Here is a 16,014-nt window from a genome sequence, read left to right on the forward strand (position 1 = left end):
ATGGATCGACTGGATCGACAGGCCTAGTCTGAGGCCCGTTCCCTCCCATGCCCGGCCGCCCCACCGGCCCTTCGATCCCATGACTGGCGAAACCGCGGCGGCCGTCGAGCGCCGCCCCCCCACTGTCGATCCCATCGCCGAGACCCGCATCCAGCAGGGCACGCCGGCCTTCCGCCGCACCGCGCTGGCACTGTTCCTGGCCGGCTTCTCCACCTTCGGCCTGCTGTACACCGTGCAGCCGCTGCTGCCCGAGTTCAGCCGCCACTTCGGCGTGTCCGCCGCAGGCAGCGCGATGTCGTTGTCGCTGACCACCGGCACGCTGGCGGTGGCGATGCTGTTGGCCGGCCTGCTGTCCGATGCGGTCGGCCGTCGCCCGTTGATGATCGTTGCGCTGCTGGCGTCGGCCATGCTGTCGCTGAGCACGGCGCTGGTGGACGACTGGACCACGCTGCTGGTGCTGCGCACCCTGCTTGGCCTGGCCCTGAGCGGCGTGCCGGCGGTGGCGATGACCTACCTGGTCGAGGAGATGGACAGCCGCGCGCTGGGCCTGGCGATGGGCCTGTACATCGGCGGCAACGCCATCGGTGGCATGAGCGGGCGCCTGCTGGCCGGCATCATCGCCGATCACTGGGGCTGGCGCTGGGGCATCGGCGTGGTCTCGATCATCGCCATCGCCAGTACCGTGCTGCTGTGGCTGCAGCTGCCGCCGTCGCGCCATTTCAGCGCGCGACGCGATGGCCTGCGCGAGTTGCCGTCGCGCTGGCGCACGCTGTTCGCCGACCGGGGCCTGCCGTGGCTGTTCGCCACCTCGTTCGTGCTGATGGGCGTGTTCGTCACCCTCTACAACTACCTGGGCTATCACCTGCTGGCGCCGCCGTACCACCTCAGCCAGACCGTGGTCGGGCTGATCTTCAGCGTCTACCTGGTGGGCACCTTCAGTTCGGCGTGGATGGGCCAGCAGGCTACGCGGTACGGGCGCGGCCGCATCCTGTCGATCTCGTTCGCGCTGATCGGCGCCGGCATCGCGCTGCTGGCGATGCCGTGGCTGAGCACGATGGCACTGGGCATCGCGCTGGTGACCTTCGGCTTCTTCGGTGGCCACTCGGTGGCCAGCAGCTGGGTCGGCAGCCGTGCCGGTACGATGCGCGCGGAAGCGTCGGCGCTGTACCTGTTCGCCTACTACCTGGGCTCCAGCGTGCTGGGCGGGGTGGGTGGCCTAGCCTACGCGGCCTGGGACTGGCTGGGCGTGTGCGCGTTCGCTGCCGTGCTGACCCTGATCGGGGGCGGCATCGTCTGGGCGCTGCAGCAGCGCGCGCCGCAGCCGGTCACGGCCTGACGCCAGCCTCGCGTTCCGCACGGGCGCGGCGTTGCTCTGGTAGATGCCGACCTTGGTCGGCGCTCTGGCACGGCAGCCAACCAAGGTTGGCGTCTACCAAACCTAAGTGGGTGGCACTTCACCCTTCGGCGAACGCCCCGCGCAACAGCCCGGCGAAGTTGCGGATCAGCGGCGTCACCCCCTCGCGGTGCCATGCCAGCTGCACCTCCGAATGCGCACCGGCATCGGCCAGCGCCACGAAGCGCGCGCCTTCCACGCGGATGTGATCGCAGGACGAGGGCAGGATCGCCGCACCCAGGCCTGCAGCCGCAAGACTGATCAATGTCGATGCCTCACCGGCTTCCTGCACGATGCGCGGCGTGAACCCGGCGGCCGCGCACAGCGCGATCATGTGGTCATGGATGCCCGCGCCCGCGCTGCGGCGAAATGCCACGAACGGCTCCTGCGCGAAGTCGCGTAGCGACAACGTGCCCTGCTTCGACAGCCTGCGCAGGGCAGGGTGGTCGGCATGCACGATCAACGCCAGTGGATCGACGAACAGGCTGTGCGCCACCAGCTCCGGCGGCAATGCGCGCTTGCGGATGATGCCCACGTCCAGTGAACCGTCGAGCAGCGCATCGATCTGCTGCAGCGTGTTCATTTCGCTCAGCTGCAGCCGCACCTGTGGGTACTGCTGGCGGTAGCGCAGGATCGAACGCGGAATCTGCGGCGACAGCGGCGTGGCCCGGGTCAGGCCGATACGCAGTTCGCCCTGCTCGCCGCGCTGCGCGCGCTGTACCTCGTCCACCGCGGTTTCCACCTGCTGCACGATGGCCCGTGCGCGCTCCTGCAGCAGCTCACCCGCAGGCGTCAGCTGCACACGACGATGGCTGCGCACGAACAGGCGCGCCCCGATCAGGTCTTCCAGCTGGCGGATCTGCTGGCTGAGCGGCGGTTGCGACATGCCCAGCCGCTCCGCCGCCTGGCCGAAGTGCAGCGTATCGGCAACGGCGAGGAAGTAACGCAGGTGGCGGAGTTCGATGGACATGCGCCCAGTCTATGCATCGCCAGCCACAAATGGGGTCAGATCCGTTTTCCTGCGGAAAACGGATCTGACCCCGGTCACCCGTCATCCACGCATGGCGTGGATCTACCGTGTCGACCAAGGTCGACACCCACCAACAGCAGCGACCAACTGTCAGAGGCGGGGCGGTGTGGGTGGGCAGGACCGTTGGCGCCATGGATGGCGCCATCGAGCCCCCAAGGAGGGGTTCACGGCGTGTCCTGCCCACCCACACCGCCCCGCCATCTACGGAATGCCCGCTTTTGACGTTGCCGTTGACGTTGATTCGGCAGGTGCAGGGCGCAGCCCTGCCGAACACCCCTCACCGCTCCGAATGCCCGCTCTGGTCGTAATCGCGCGGACTGAACAACTCCGGCTGGATCAGCTCGATGAACGCGCGCGCCTGCGCCGACAGCGCCTTGCCCCGGCGCACGATCACCCCGTAACTGCGCTCGGGGAACCAGCGCTTCATCGACCGCGCCGCCAACCGCTCGCGGTCGGCCTCGTGCAGGCACAGCGCCGGCACGATGGAAATGCCCATGCCCATCGCCACGTACTGCTTGATCACCTCCCAGCCGCCCACTTCCAGTGCCACGGTGTAGGCGATGCGGTGGCGCTGGAACACCTGGTCAACCAGCCGGTAGGTGATCTGCCGCTTCGGCGGCAGCACCAGCGGGTAGCGCGCGATGTCGGCCAGCTCCAGCTCGCCGCCACTGGCCAGCGGATGGTCGTGCGGCGCGATCAGTACCTGCTCGAAGCGGTAGGCCGGGGCGTAGGTCAGGTCGGCCGGTACATCGGTCATCGAACCGATCGCCAGGTCGGCGGCGTCCTCGCGCAGCAGGTCGGTGCCATCGGCGCTGATCGCGTTGTGCAGGGTCAGGCGCACGTCCGGGTGGTGCAGGCGGAAGCGCTCGACGATCTTCGGCAGCAGGTACAGGATCGTCGAGCTGTTGGCGGCGATGTTCAGCTCGCCCGCATCCAGGCCGCGCACCTTGTCGCGGAAGCGCGCCTCCAGCCCGTCCAGGTTCTCCACCAGCGGCTGCGCCATCTCGTACAGCAGCTGGCCCTCGCGGCTGGGTACCAGGCGGCGCCCACTGCGCTCGAACAACGGCACCCCCAGTTCCCGTTCCAGGGCCTGCAACTGCAGGCTGATGGCTGGCTGGCTGACGAAAAGTGCCTCAGCCGCCCGTGAGACCGAGCCCAGGCGCACCGTCTGGCAGAACGCACGCAATGGCTTCAGCCGGTCGGATTTGTAGGAAAAACGCGGACTTGGCGGGGTGCGTGTGCTCATCGCGTCACAAGTATTAGCACAACTTATGTAGAACATTGCAAAAACTGTTTTGCCAAATACTCCGGCCCAGCGGCACCGTGGAGACGTTCCCCCACCGCTGGAGTCGCCCCATGTCCGCCGTCGCTTCCGCTGTTCCCACCCCTGCCAGCAAGGCTACCCCCGGCATCGCCCTGGCGACCCGCGTGGCCGGCCAGGACACCCTGCTGCCGGCGCCGCTGCTGGCCCTGCTGGTGTCGCTGCACCGTGCGGTGGAACCGGGCCGGCAGGCACGACTGCAGGCGCGCCGCGAGCGCCAGGCGTTCTTCGACCAGGGCGGCCTGCCGGACTTCCGCGAAGACACCACCGCGATCCGCAACGGCGACTGGCGCGTTGCCCCGCTGCCGGCCGCGCTGCAGGACCGCCGCGTCGAGATCACCGGCCCCACCGACCCGAAGATGGTCATCAACGCGCTGAACTCCGGCGCCAAGGTGTTCATGGCCGACTTCGAGGATTCGACCTCGCCGACCTGGCGCAACCTGCTGGCCGGGCAGCAGTCGCTGGCCGCCGCGGTGCGTGGCGATCTCGACTACACCGCCCCCAATGGCAAGCACTACACGCTGCGCCCGCATGACGAGCAGGCGGTGCTGATCGTGCGCCCACGTGGCTGGCACCTGGACGAAAAGCACGTGCGCATCGATGGCCAGTTCATCGCCGGCGGCCTGTTCGACGCGGCGGTGTTCGCCTTCCACAACGCCCGCACCCTGCAGGCGAAGGACCGCGGCCCGTACTTCTACCTGCCCAAGCTGCAGAGCATGGAAGAGGCGGCGCTGTGGGAAACCGCGCTGTCGCACATCGAAGGCATGCTCGGCCTGCCGCACGGCCAGATCAAGGTGACCGTGCTGATCGAAACGCTGCCGGCGGTGTTCGAGATGGATGAGATCCTGCACGCGCTGCGTGACCGCATCGTCGGCCTGAACTGTGGGCGCTGGGACTACATCTTCTCGTACCTGAAGACCTTCCGACGCCACGCCGACCGCGTGCTGCCCGAGCGCGGCCAGGTGACCATGACCCAGTCGTTCCTGAAGGCCTATTCGGAACTGCTGATCCAGACCTGCCATCGCCGTGGTGCACATGCGATGGGCGGCATGGCCGCGCAGATTCCGATCAACAACGATGCCGCCGCCAACGAACAGGCGATGGCCCGCGTGCGCGCTGACAAGCTGCGCGAAGTGACCGCCGGCCACGACGGCACCTGGGTTGCGCATCCGGCGCTGATTCCGGTGGCGATGGCGATCTTCGACGAACACATGCCCGGTGCGAACCAGCACAGCGTGCTGCGCCAGGATGTGTGCGTCGGCCGCGACGAACTGATCGCACGGCCGCCCGGCACCATCACCCGCGCCGGCTTCGAAGGCAACGTGGAAGTCTGCGTGCGCTACCTGGCGGCATGGCTGGATGGCAACGGCTGCGTGCCGATCCACCACCTGATGGAGGACGCGGCCACCGCCGAGATCAGCCGCAGCCAGTTGTGGCAGTGGCTGCATACGCCGGGCCAGCAGCTGGACGATGGCACCGCCATCGACCTGGCACTGCTGGATGCCACGCTGGCACAGCTGCCGGCACGGCTGGGTGACACCGCCACGCTGCCCGGTGGCGCACGCATCGGCGAGGCCATCGCCCTGCTCGGCGAACTGAGCCGCAGCGACGAACTGACCGATTTCCTGACCCTGCCGGCCTACGCGCGCATCGACTGATCGCCGCCCGCGTTTCCCGCCGTTTCCCTCCCCGCTGCACGCACGAACCGAACTGGAGAAAGACATGAGCACGCTGCCCACTGCCGAACAGATCCAGCACGACTGGGATACCAACCCGCGCTGGGAAGGCATCCAGCGCAACTACAGCGCCGCCGACGTGGTGCGCCTGCGCGGCACCGTCCACATCGAGCATTCGCTGGCCCGCCTGGGTGCGGAGAAGCTGTGGGCGTCGCTGCATGAGCGCGAGTTCGTCAACGCGCTGGGTGCATTGACCGGCAACCAGGCCATGCAGCAGGTCAAGGCGGGCCTGAAGGCGATCTACCTGTCCGGTTGGCAGGTGGCGGCCGACGCCAACCTGGCCGGGCAGATGTATCCGGACCAGTCGCTGTACCCGGCCGATTCGGTGCCGGCAGTGGTCAAGCGCATCAACAACACGCTGCTGCGCGCCGACCAGCTGCACCACGCCGAAGGCAAGGACGAGATCGATTTCCTGCAGCCGATCGTGGCCGATGCCGAGGCTGGCTTCGGCGGCGTGCTCAACGCCTTCGAACTGATGAAGGCGATGATCGAGGCCGGTGCTGCGGGCGTGCACTTCGAGGACCAGCTGGCCTCGGTGAAGAAGTGCGGCCACATGGGCGGCAAGGTGCTGGTGCCGACCCGCGAGGCGATCGAGAAGCTCAACGCCGCGCGCCTGGCCGCCGATGTGCTGGGCGTGCCGACCCTGCTGGTGGCGCGCACCGATGCCGAAGCGGCTGATCTGCTGACCAGCGACATCGACGGCAACGACAAGCCGTTCACCACCGGTGAGCGCACCGTCGAAGGCTTCTACAAGACCCGCAACGGCCTGGACCAGGCGATCAGCCGCGGCCTGGCCTATGCGCCCTACGCCGACCTGGTGTGGTGCGAGACCGGCAAGCCGGACCTGGAATTCGCACGCAGGTTCGCCGAGGCGATCCACGCGAAGTTCCCGGGCAAGCTGCTGGCCTACAACTGCTCGCCCAGCTTCAACTGGAAGAAGAACCTGGACGACGCCACCATTGCGAAGTTCCAGCGCGAACTGGGCAGCTACGGCTACAAGTTCCAGTTCATCACCCTGGCCGGGTTCCATGCGTTGAACTACGGCATGTTCAATCTGGCCCACGGCTACGCACGCCGCCAGATGAGCGCGTTCGTCGAGTTGCAGGAAGCCGAGTTCGAAGCGGCCGAGCGCGGCTTCACTGCGGTCAAGCACCAGCGCGAGGTCGGTACCGGCTACTTCGATGCGGTGACCCAGGCGATCCAGCAGGGCCAGTCGTCGACCACCGCGCTGACCGGCTCGACCGAGGAAGAACAGTTCCATGGCGGGCGCAGCGAACGCGCGGCGTGATGCGGCGCGCCGCGTGATCCGGTGGTGCCGGCCGCTGGCCGGCAACCCATCGATGTTTCCGAAGCCCATGCAGTTGCCGGCCAGCGGCCGGCACTACCGGGCTCCGGGTGATCAGGGTGGCCAGGGAAGGGCCAGACAACGCCGGCCGGTCGGGGGACCTGCCGGCGTTGTTGTATCGATGCAAGGGCGCAGCACGCGCGGAGCGTCAATCAGGCGCACCCCGGTGCCGGCAACTTGGCCGAAACCCTGTGAAACCCGGCATCGGATTGATCCAGCAGGAGTTTTGCCCGGACACCCGTGACCAGAACGGGCCATCACCGATCTTCACATCAATCAAGATCGGCAGAAGGGTCAAAATGAGATAGGGCGCACACTTTAAAGCGGTGCTATGCTCCGCGGCTCACCAGGGGACGCTGGCGGCGGGTGCAGGGAATGACCGGCAGGGGTGCGGCCGAGAACAGTGATGTGACGACAGGTATCGCCCGGGTGGCGATGGCCGAGATCGTGCACGCTCTGTTGTCCGATGCCGAGGTGGCATTGTTCGCCAGATTCGCCCGCGCATGCAAGCTCCGTGCCGGACAGTGGCTGTTCCAGCGTGGCCACCGCGGCGAGCGCATGTATGTGATCCTCGAAGGCCAGATCGAACTGGACTTCGGCGAGGACCTGGTGATCAAGACGCTCGGGCAGCACGAGTTCTTCGGAGAACTGGGCCTGCTGGTCGGCGACCACCTGCGCAGCGCCAGTGCGCGCGCGCTGGTCGACTGCGATGTGCTGGAGCTGGGCCCGGCCGATTTCCATCGGCTGGTCGAATCCGATCCCGGCCTGGTGGCCTATTTCCTGCGCCGCACGATCATGCGCGTGCTGGCCAACGAACAGGCACTGATCGCACAGCTGCGCCGGCGCAACCACGATCTGGAAACCGCGCTGGACAATCTGTACATCACTACCCATCAGTTGACCCACACCCGTGAGCTGGTGCGTACCGATGAACTGACCGGGCTGCACAACCGGCGAGGCCTCACCCTGTACCTGCAGGAGTGCCGCGAGCGGGCCGAGGGGCCGCCGCAGGCGCTGCTGCTGATCGATTGCGACCGCTTCAAGCAGATCAACGACCGCCACGGCCACCAGGCCGGCGACCGCGTGCTGCAGAGCATGGGCAACATCCTGCGCTCGATGGCCGGCGAGCAGGACCTGGCCTGCCGGCTTGGTGGCGATGAGTTCTGCCTGATCCTGCGCCGTGGCAATCACGAGATCGTGCAGCACGCGGCCGAGTTCATCATCAGTGCGGTGCATGGCCTGCTCGAGCGCAGCCATGGCACGCCGCATGTGAGCCTGGTCAGCATCGGCGCCTGCCTGCTGGCGCCGGAGGCAGGCTGGAGCGAGTGGTATGCCTGCGCGGATCGTGCGCTGTACCAGGCCAAGCGCGATGGCGGCAACTGCCTGCGCTGGGCGGATGATCCGGACGGCCAATAGGGAGAGGCAGGCGATGAATGGCGACAACGGAACGTCAGCCCCGCATAGCCCACAGCTGCGCGCCCTGCTGTTCACCGATCTGTGTGATTCGCTGCAGCTGGTCGAGCGGATCGGCGATGTGGCGGCGGCAAGCCTGTTCCAGGAACACGATCGCCTGGTACTGGTGCTGCAGCAGCGCTGGAACGGCCAGCTGATCGATCGCTCCGATGGCTTGTTCATGCTGTTCGAGCGCGCCGTCGACGCACTGGGCTTCGCCCTGGACTACCAGCGCGAACTGCACGCGCTGGGCCAGCAGCGCGCGATTGAACTGCGCGCGCGCGCCGGCCTGCACGTGGGCGACGTGCTGACCTGGGAGAACAGTACCGAGGCGGTCCGTGCCGGTGCCAAGTCGATGGAGGTGGAAGGCCTGGCCAAGCCGATGGCGGCGCGCCTGATGATGCTGGCCCGCCCCGGCCAGATCCTGCTGTCGGCGGTGGCCGAATCGCTGACCCGCCGTGCCACCGATGCACTGGGCGAGCGTGGCACGCGCCTGCTGTGGAAATCGCACGGGCGCTGGCGCTTCAAGGGCGTGCCGGTGGTGCAGGAAGTGATCGAAGTGGGCGAGATCGGTTCGGCGCCGCTGCGCATGCCGCGCGCCAACGCCAAGGCGCGCCGCGACCTGCCGCTGTGGCGGCAACCGCTGGTGCTGGCCGCCGAAGGCCTGATCCTTGCCGCGGCCGTGCTGGGCGGCTGGCTGCTGCTGCGGTCGGAGCCGGCCATTGCCTTCGCCGAACGTGACTGGGTGGTGCTTGGCGATGTCGACAACCTCACCGGCGATCCGATCTTCGATGACTCGATGCGGCACGCGATCCGGATCGCGCTGGAACAGTCGCGCTACGTGAACGTGCTGTCGGAAGGCAAGATCCGCGAAAGCCTGGAAATGGCGCGGCTCTCGGGCGATACCCGGCTCAACCGCGATACCGCAGTCGATGTGGCGGTGCGGGAGGGCGCGCGCGCGGTGCTGCTGCCGACCGTGCGGCAGAAGATCGGTGGCTACGAGCTGGCCATCGATGTTGCCGCACCGGGCAGTGGCCAGGTGATCCAGACCTTCACCGCCACCGCCGATCGATCCGACCAGATGGTGTTCGCCGTGGACGACGTGGTCGGTCGCCTGCGTCGCGGACTGGGCGAGTCGGTGGCCAGCCTGGAGCAATCCCTGCCGCTGCCGCGCGCCTCGACCCAGGACCTGCGCGCACTGCGTGCGTTCGCGCTGGCCGAGAGCGCACTGGGTCAGCGTCGCTTCGAAGAAGCACGCAACCTCTACCAGGCCGCGATCGACATCGATCCCGGTTTTGCCTTGGCCTACATGGGCGTGGCCAAGCTGCATGCGCGCGTCGAGGAAGGGCGGCGCGCGCGCGAAGCCATGCAGCACGCGCTGGACCTGCAGGATCGCCTGCCGCCACGCGAGCGGCTGTACCTGAAGGCCTGGATGGCCGAGCTGGAGCCCGGTGGCTGGCCGCTGGAGCACTGGCGCACGCTGGCCAAGGTCTATCCGGATTCGTTCGCGGGGCTGTCCAACACGTCCTGGTACCTGTTGCAGGCCAACCAGTTCAGCGAGGCCGAACCCTATGCGCGTGCGGCTGCGGTGCCGCAGGATCCGCTGCGCCTGTATCCGCTGGTCCACCTGGTGCGGATACAGATCGCCGCCAACCAGCCGCAGCTTGCGGCCGGGACGCTGGCCCAGGCACAGGTCCTGCGCGGTCGTGATGATGTCGATGAGACCGGCGTGGACGTGCTGGTGGCGCAGGGACAGTATGCGAAGGCCGCGCAGCTGCTGCCGCAGATCCGTGCCACCGATGCCCTGCAGCAGCGCATGAAGCTGCGCGCGCAGCTGCTGCTGGCGGCCGCGCAGCGCGATTGCGCGGCCATGCAGCAGGCGGTACGCGAAGACGCACCGGCGCCGACGCTGGCCGACTTCCAGGTGCAGCAGCGACTGCAGCACGCCAGCGTATCGGCGCTGTGCGGCACGGCGGACCGGACCGGACTGCAGGCCATCGCCGCACTGCTGCAGCCGATGCTGCAGGAGCGCGATGATCCCATGCTGCATGCGCGTGTCCTGCAATGGCTGGCGCTGGTGCACCTGGCCCAGCGCCAGGGCCAGTTCGATCTGGCCAGGCGCTGGCTGGACGAGCAGCGGCCGCTGCTGAGCAGCCTGCGTAGTCCAGTCGCGGAACGCTGGCTGCGCATCGTCAGCGCGGAGGATCAACTGCAGATGCAGCGACCGGATGCCGCCCGCACCCTGATCGAGCCGATGCTCGACGGCAACGAGCCGGTGCAGGCCCACGTGGTGCTGCTGCTCGCGTTGCGTGCGCAGGGCGACGCCGCCGCCGTCCGCCGCCAGCAGGCCTGGCTGGCCCAGCACCGGGGCCGGGCGATTGCCGAGGTCACCGCGCTGCAGGTGTGGCAACCGCTGAACGTGCATGACGTCTCCACGTGGGCGACGCCGGCCACGGCCGGCGCACCGTGATGGTCGGTCAGCCGTCGATGCGTTCGCCGACCTTGCCGGCTTCGAAGCAGAACACCACGGTCATGGCCGCTACCGACCCGGACAGGTGGGCCTGCAGCCCATCACGCACCCGGCTCAGCTCCTCGACCGAGGCCAGGGTGCCGATCTTCATGCAGTCGTTTTCGCCAACGGCACCGTCCAGCCCGATCGAGGCCAGGGCCTTGGCCGGCGAAGCGGTGAAGTGGCTGCGGAACGCTTCGCTGCCGATCAGGTGGTCCAGCAGGGTGCTGGCGTCGGCGGCGGAAAGACGGGGATGGCTCATGGGGATTGTCCGTAGGTGGAGCTACTCGTATCGGCCGCGACAGCCTGCCATTGAGGGCCGCGCTGTGCACGTCGCTAAAGTTGGCCGCGCTGCGGTCGTTGCTGCTATGCCGGCTGTGCGGCACAAGGAAGGAAACCGATGCGCCTGCGCCGCTGCGCCAGCCTGATGTTCGAGCCTCGCGAGGCGGTCACCCTGGACCTGCGCGCGATGCTGGCCGGCCACGCCGAGATGGACAGCCAGATCAGCTGGGTGGCGCTGGCCGCCCACCTGGACCAGCCACTGCCGGTGGACGCCGAGGAGCGCCAGCTGCTGGGCGGGCTCAGCGCGCACCGCTGGAGCGAACCGCCCGCCGATGCCTGCCCGGCCATGCTGGCCCGCCTGGTCGAACAGGGCCTGCTGTTGACCGACCCACCGAGCGAGGTGGGGCACCAGATGCGCGACGAGGCGCTGCGGCGCAGCCAGTGGTGGCCATTGGCTGCGCTGGCCCATCGCCATGCGCGCTGGCAGGCCGTGGACAGCGTGGAGGACATGCGCCGGCAGGGGTTGGACACCGCGGCCGGCCTGCGCCAGCGCCTGGGGCCGCCACCGCCGGTGGTGCAGCCGATGCAGGGCGACTACCAGCCGCTGCCGCGCAGCGAAGAGGCCGCGTTCGATGCACTGCTGGCGCGTCGCACCACCTGCCGCAATTTCGACCCGCAGCGCGCGTTGCCGCTGCCGCTGCTGGCCCAGGTGCTGCAGCGTACGCTGATGGCGCACGCGGTGCAGAAGGTCGAGCGTGATACCGAGTTCCTGAAGAAGAACGTGCCCTCTGGTGGCGGCCTGCATCCTACCGAAGGTTTCCTGCTGGTACAGAACGTGGAAGGGCTGGTACCGGGGCTGTACCACTACCACCCCGTGCAGCACGCGGTACTGCCGTTGCCTTCGCCGCCGGCAGATGCATTGCCTGCGCTGGCACGGCGGATGCTGTCCGGTCAGGAGTGGTTCGCCGATGCACCGGCGCTGCTGGTGCTGGCACCGCGGTACGACCGCTGCTTCTGGAAGTACCGCAATCACGCCAAGGCATATCGTGCGGTGACGCTGGATGTCGGCCACATCTCGCAGCTGCTGTACCTGTGCGCGACCGAGCGTGGCCTGGCGGCATTTGTCACCGCAGCCATCAACGATGCCGATGTCGATCGCGCCTTCGGTTTCGACGGCATCGGACAGAGTGCGATGGCCATCTGCGGCCTGGGCTGGCGCAGTGCCACGCTGGACACGGCCGAATTCGATCCCGCTGGCCGGGTGGTGGCGGGCGACGACCGCTGAGCGGTCGCCGCCCCGGCGTTCACGCCGCTTCGAAGTCCACCAGCACCGCACCATCACCCACCTGGTCGCCGGCCTTGGCGCGGTAACCCTTCACCGTGCCGTCCGCCGGTGCCTGCAGCGTGTGCTCCATCTTCATCGCTTCCAACACCACCAGCGGCGTGCCGCGCTTGACCTCGGTGCCGGCCGCGACCAGTGTCGCGACGATCTTGCCCGGCATCGGCGCCAGCAGGCTGCCGGCATCGGCCACGGCGTGGTCCGATTCGCCCACCAGATCATGCAGGGTGAAGCGGTGCTGGCCATCGGCGCCGAACAGATACAGCTGATCGCCTTCGCGCAGCTGCTGCAGTGACCAGCGACGGCCATCCAACTGCACTGACAAGCGCTGCGCATCGGCCGTGCCGGTCACCTGCACCGGTGCGGCGTCATCGCGCTGCACGCGCCAGCCATCGGCCTGTGCCCACACTCTCAACGTGTGCTTGCGTTCGCCCTGCTGCAGCGGCAGCACGCGCGGTGCCGATGCGCCAAGGCGCCAGCCGTCCTGGGCCTGCCACGGCGAATGCGGGTCGCGCGCGTCGGTGCTGGCACCGGCAGTGCTTGCAACCGCGGCCACGGCGGCCAGCTGCCACAAGGCATCATCCGTGTTGCCCACGGCACTCAATGCCGCCTGTTCGCGTTCGATCAGCGCCGTATCCAGCCTGGCGTGCGCGAACGAATCGGTATTCACCAGGCGGCGCAGGAAGCCGGCGTTGGTGGTCAAGCCCACCACCTGGCAGTCGGCCAGGGCCTGGCTCATGCGGCGCAGCGCGGCGTCGCGGTCCACGTCCCAGACGATCAGCTTGGCGATCATCGGATCGTAGTACGGGGTGATGCTGTCGCCTTCCTCCACGCCGGTATCGACGCGCACGTTGGCCGACGCTGCCGGCAGGCGCAGGCGGCGCAGGGTGCCGGTGGAGGGCAGGAAGCCACGGTCGGCATCCTCGGCGTACAGACGCGCTTCGATCGCGTGGCCGTGGATGGCCAGCTGGTCCTGGCGCAGCGGCAGCGGTTGGCCCGAAGCCACGCGCAGCTGCCACTCCACCAGGTCGGTGCCGGTGATGTATTCGGTGACCGGGTGCTCGACCTGCAGGCGGGTGTTCATTTCCATGAAGTAGAAATCGCCGTCCGGGCCGGCGATGAATTCCACCGTGCCCGCACCCTCATAGCCCACTGCGCGTGCGGCATCGACCGCGGCCTTGCCCATTGCAGCACGACGTTCCGCGCTCATGCCCGGCGCGGGCGCTTCTTCCAGCACCTTCTGGTGGCGGCGCTGCACCGAGCAGTCGCGCTCGAACAGGTAGACCGCCTCACCGTGGCTGTCACCGAACACCTGGATCTCGATATGGCGCGGGCGCTCGACGTACTTCTCGACCAGCACGTGGTCGTTGCCGAACGCCGAGGCCGCCTCGCGCTGGCAGCTGGCCAGCGCATCGACGAAGTCCTCGCTGAGTTCGACCTTGCGCATGCCCTTGCCACCGCCACCGGCGCTGGCCTTGATCAGCACCGGATAGCCGATGCCATCGGCCTGCGCGCGCAGGAAGTCCGGCGCCTGCTGGTCACCGTGGTAACCCGGCGTCAGCGGCACACCGGCCTTGGCCATCAGCGCCTTGGCCGCGCTCTTGTCACCCATCGCTCGGATCGCGCTGGGCGGTGGCCCGATGAAGGTGATGCCGGCGGCGGCGCAGGCATCGGCGAAGTCGGCATTCTCGGACAGGAAGCCGTAACCGGGGTGGATGGCCTGTGCACCGGTAGCGCGCGCGGCATCAAGCAGGGCATCGCTGCGCAGGTAGCTCTCGCGTGCGGCGGCCGGGCCGATGTGGACGGCTTCATCGGCCAGGCGCACGTGGCGTGCGTTGCGGTCGGCATCGGAATACACCGCCACGGTGGCGATGCCGAGGCGGCGGCAGGTGGCGATGACGCGGCAGGCGATTTCGCCGCGGTTGGCGATCAGGACTTTGCTGAACATGGCAACGTGCTTCATAGGAGCGTGCTCGGTCATGGCACGGGTCACATGCGGAACACGCCGAAGCGCGTCTGCTGCGGGGCGGCGTTGAGGCTGGCCGACAGCGCCAGCGCCAGCACCTGGCGGGTGTCGGCCGGATCGATCACGCCGTCGTCCCACAGGCGCGCGCTGGCGTAGTACGGGTGGCCCTGCTGTTCGAACTGGTCGCGGATCGGTGCCTTGAAGGCATCCTCTTCCGCCGCCGGCCACTGGCCGCCCTTGGCTTCAATGCCATCGCGCTTGACCGTGGCCAGCACACTGGCGGCCTGCTCGCCGCCCATCACGCCGATGCGCGCGTTCGGCCACATCCACAGGAAGTTCGGCGAGTACGCACGGCCGCACATGCCGTAGTTGCCGGCACCGAACGAGCCGCCGATCACCACGGTGAACTTGGGCACCCTGGCACAGGCCACCGCCATCACCAGCTTGGCGCCGTCCTTGGCGATGCCGCCCTGTTCGTACTTGCGGCCGACCATGAAGCCGGTGATGTTCTGCAGGAACACCAGCGGGATGTTGCGCTGGGTGCACAGCTCGATGAAGTGCGCGCCCTTCAAGGCCGACTCGGAGAACAGGATCCCGTTGTTGGCGATGATGCCGATCGGGTAGCCGTTCAGATGGGCGAAACCGGTCACCAGCGTTGCGCCGTAGCGCGGCTTGAACTCGTCGAAGCGCGAGCCATCCACCAGCCGCGCGATCACTTCGCGAACGTCGTAGGGTTTGCGCGTATCGGCCGGGATCACGCCATACAGCTCATGGGCCGGCAGCAATGGCGCTTCAGGGGCCCGCACCGCCATCGCCGGTTCCGGCTTGCGCCAGTTGAGCTGGGCGATGATCGCGCGCACCCGTGCCAGTGCCTGCAGATCGTTGTCGGCCATGTGGTCGGCAACGCCGGAGATGCGGGTGTGCACGTCGGCGCCACCCAGTTCCTCGGCCGTGACCACTTCACCGGTGGCCGCCTTCACCAGCGGCGGGCCGCCGAGGAAGATCGTGCCCTGCTCGCGCACGATCACGGTCTCGTCGCTCATCGCCGGCACATAGGCGCCACCGGCGGTGCAGCTGCCCATCACGCAGGCGATCTGCGGAATGCCCTGCGCCGACAGGTTGGCCTGGTTGTAGAAGATGCGGCCGAAATGGTCGCGGTCGGGGAAGACTTCGTCCTGCAGCGGCAGGAACGCGCCACCGGAATCGACCAGGTAGATGCACGGCAGGTGGTTCTGCTCGGCGATCTCCTGCGCGCGCAGGTGCTTCTTCACCGTCATCGGGTAGTAGGTGCCGCCCTTGACCGTGGCGTCGTTGGCCACGATCACGCATTCCACGCCGCTCACCCGGCCGATGCCGGCCACCACGCCCGCGGCGGGCACGGCGTCTTCATACATGCCGTGCGCGGCCAACGGCGCGATTTCCAGGAAGGCGCTGCCGGGGTCGAGCAGGGCGTCGATGCGATCGCGCACCAGCAGCTTGCCGCGCGCGGTGTGCTTGGCGCGTGCCGCCTCACTGCCACCCAGCGCAGTGCGCGCGAGGGTGGCATGCAGGTCGTCGACCACGGCCTGCATGGCCGCGCGGTTGCTTTCAAACGTTTCGCTGCCTGGTTGCAGCTGGCTGTTCAGGACGGTCATCGCGGTG

General features: G+C 68.2%; 11 protein-coding genes. 6 read left to right on the forward strand and 5 right to left on the reverse strand.

Going from position 1 to position 16,014, the window contains the following annotated elements; all coding sequences use genetic code 11:
• Nucleotides 1-79 precede the first annotated feature (79 nt).
• Complete coding sequence (locus tag AC5QAB_RS16775; RefSeq protein WP_197561641.1) at nucleotides 80-1,336, forward strand: MFS transporter; 1,257 nt, start codon at nucleotides 80-82, stop codon at nucleotides 1,334-1,336.
• Between the two features lie 118 nt (nucleotides 1,337-1,454).
• Here the strand turns inward: AC5QAB_RS16775 and AC5QAB_RS16780 are convergent, their stop codons facing one another.
• Together AC5QAB_RS16780 and AC5QAB_RS16785 are read right to left on the reverse strand one after the other, a co-directional pair.
• Complete coding sequence (locus AC5QAB_RS16780) at nucleotides 1,455-2,363, reverse strand: LysR family transcriptional regulator (RefSeq protein WP_014645561.1); 909 nt, start codon at nucleotides 2,361-2,363, stop codon at nucleotides 1,455-1,457.
• Between the two features lie 337 nt (nucleotides 2,364-2,700).
• Nucleotides 2,701-3,669 (reverse strand): LysR family transcriptional regulator, encoded by a 969-nt coding sequence (locus AC5QAB_RS16785; protein WP_032956220.1) that lies wholly within the window; start codon nucleotides 3,667-3,669, stop codon nucleotides 2,701-2,703.
• A gap of 110 nt (nucleotides 3,670-3,779) precedes the next feature.
• Here AC5QAB_RS16785 and aceB point away from each other — a divergent pair, with 110 nt between their 5' ends.
• The 4 genes from aceB to AC5QAB_RS16805 all read left to right on the forward strand — a co-directional run bounded on the left by aceB (nucleotide 3,780) and on the right by AC5QAB_RS16805 (nucleotide 10,747).
• Nucleotides 3,780-5,402, forward strand: a complete 1,623-nt coding sequence (aceB, locus tag AC5QAB_RS16790) for a malate synthase A (protein ID WP_262216939.1) — start codon at nucleotides 3,780-3,782, stop codon at nucleotides 5,400-5,402.
• A 64-nt stretch (nucleotides 5,403-5,466) separates the two neighbouring features.
• Complete coding sequence (gene aceA / locus AC5QAB_RS16795) at nucleotides 5,467-6,768, forward strand: isocitrate lyase (protein ID WP_197562177.1); 1,302 nt, start codon at nucleotides 5,467-5,469, stop codon at nucleotides 6,766-6,768.
• 432 nt (nucleotides 6,769-7,200) lie between these two features.
• The gene (locus AC5QAB_RS16800; RefSeq protein ID WP_032956218.1) at nucleotides 7,201-8,241 is read left to right on the forward strand and encodes a GGDEF domain-containing protein; all 1,041 of its coding nucleotides are present in this window, start codon (nucleotides 7,201-7,203) and stop codon (nucleotides 8,239-8,241) included.
• Nucleotides 8,242-8,254: 13 nt separating this feature from the next.
• Entirely contained in the window at nucleotides 8,255-10,747 is a 2,493-nt protein-coding gene (locus AC5QAB_RS16805) for a putative peptide modification system cyclase (protein WP_197556925.1), read from the forward strand.
• Between the two features lie 7 nt (nucleotides 10,748-10,754).
• Here the strand turns inward: AC5QAB_RS16805 and AC5QAB_RS16810 are convergent, their stop codons facing one another.
• The gene (locus tag AC5QAB_RS16810; protein ID WP_032956215.1) at nucleotides 10,755-11,048 is read right to left on the reverse strand and encodes an NHLP-related RiPP peptide; all 294 of its coding nucleotides are present in this window, start codon (nucleotides 11,046-11,048) and stop codon (nucleotides 10,755-10,757) included.
• A 138-nt stretch (nucleotides 11,049-11,186) separates the two neighbouring features.
• Here AC5QAB_RS16810 and AC5QAB_RS16815 point away from each other — a divergent pair, with 138 nt between their 5' ends.
• Complete coding sequence (locus AC5QAB_RS16815) at nucleotides 11,187-12,353, forward strand: putative peptide maturation dehydrogenase (protein WP_329856225.1); 1,167 nt, start codon at nucleotides 11,187-11,189, stop codon at nucleotides 12,351-12,353.
• A gap of 19 nt (nucleotides 12,354-12,372) precedes the next feature.
• Here AC5QAB_RS16815 and AC5QAB_RS16820 read toward each other — a convergent pair whose 3' ends face one another.
• Entirely contained in the window at nucleotides 12,373-14,388 is a 2,016-nt protein-coding gene (locus AC5QAB_RS16820) for an acetyl/propionyl/methylcrotonyl-CoA carboxylase subunit alpha (protein WP_495233505.1), read from the reverse strand.
• Nucleotides 14,389-14,396: 8 nt separating this feature from the next.
• Nucleotides 14,397-16,007 (reverse strand): carboxyl transferase domain-containing protein, encoded by a 1,611-nt coding sequence (locus AC5QAB_RS16825; RefSeq protein WP_100450894.1) that lies wholly within the window; start codon nucleotides 16,005-16,007, stop codon nucleotides 14,397-14,399.
• Nucleotides 16,008-16,014 lie beyond the last annotated feature (7 nt).

The organism is Stenotrophomonas sp. YJH_SMC_127, assembly GCF_059372445.1.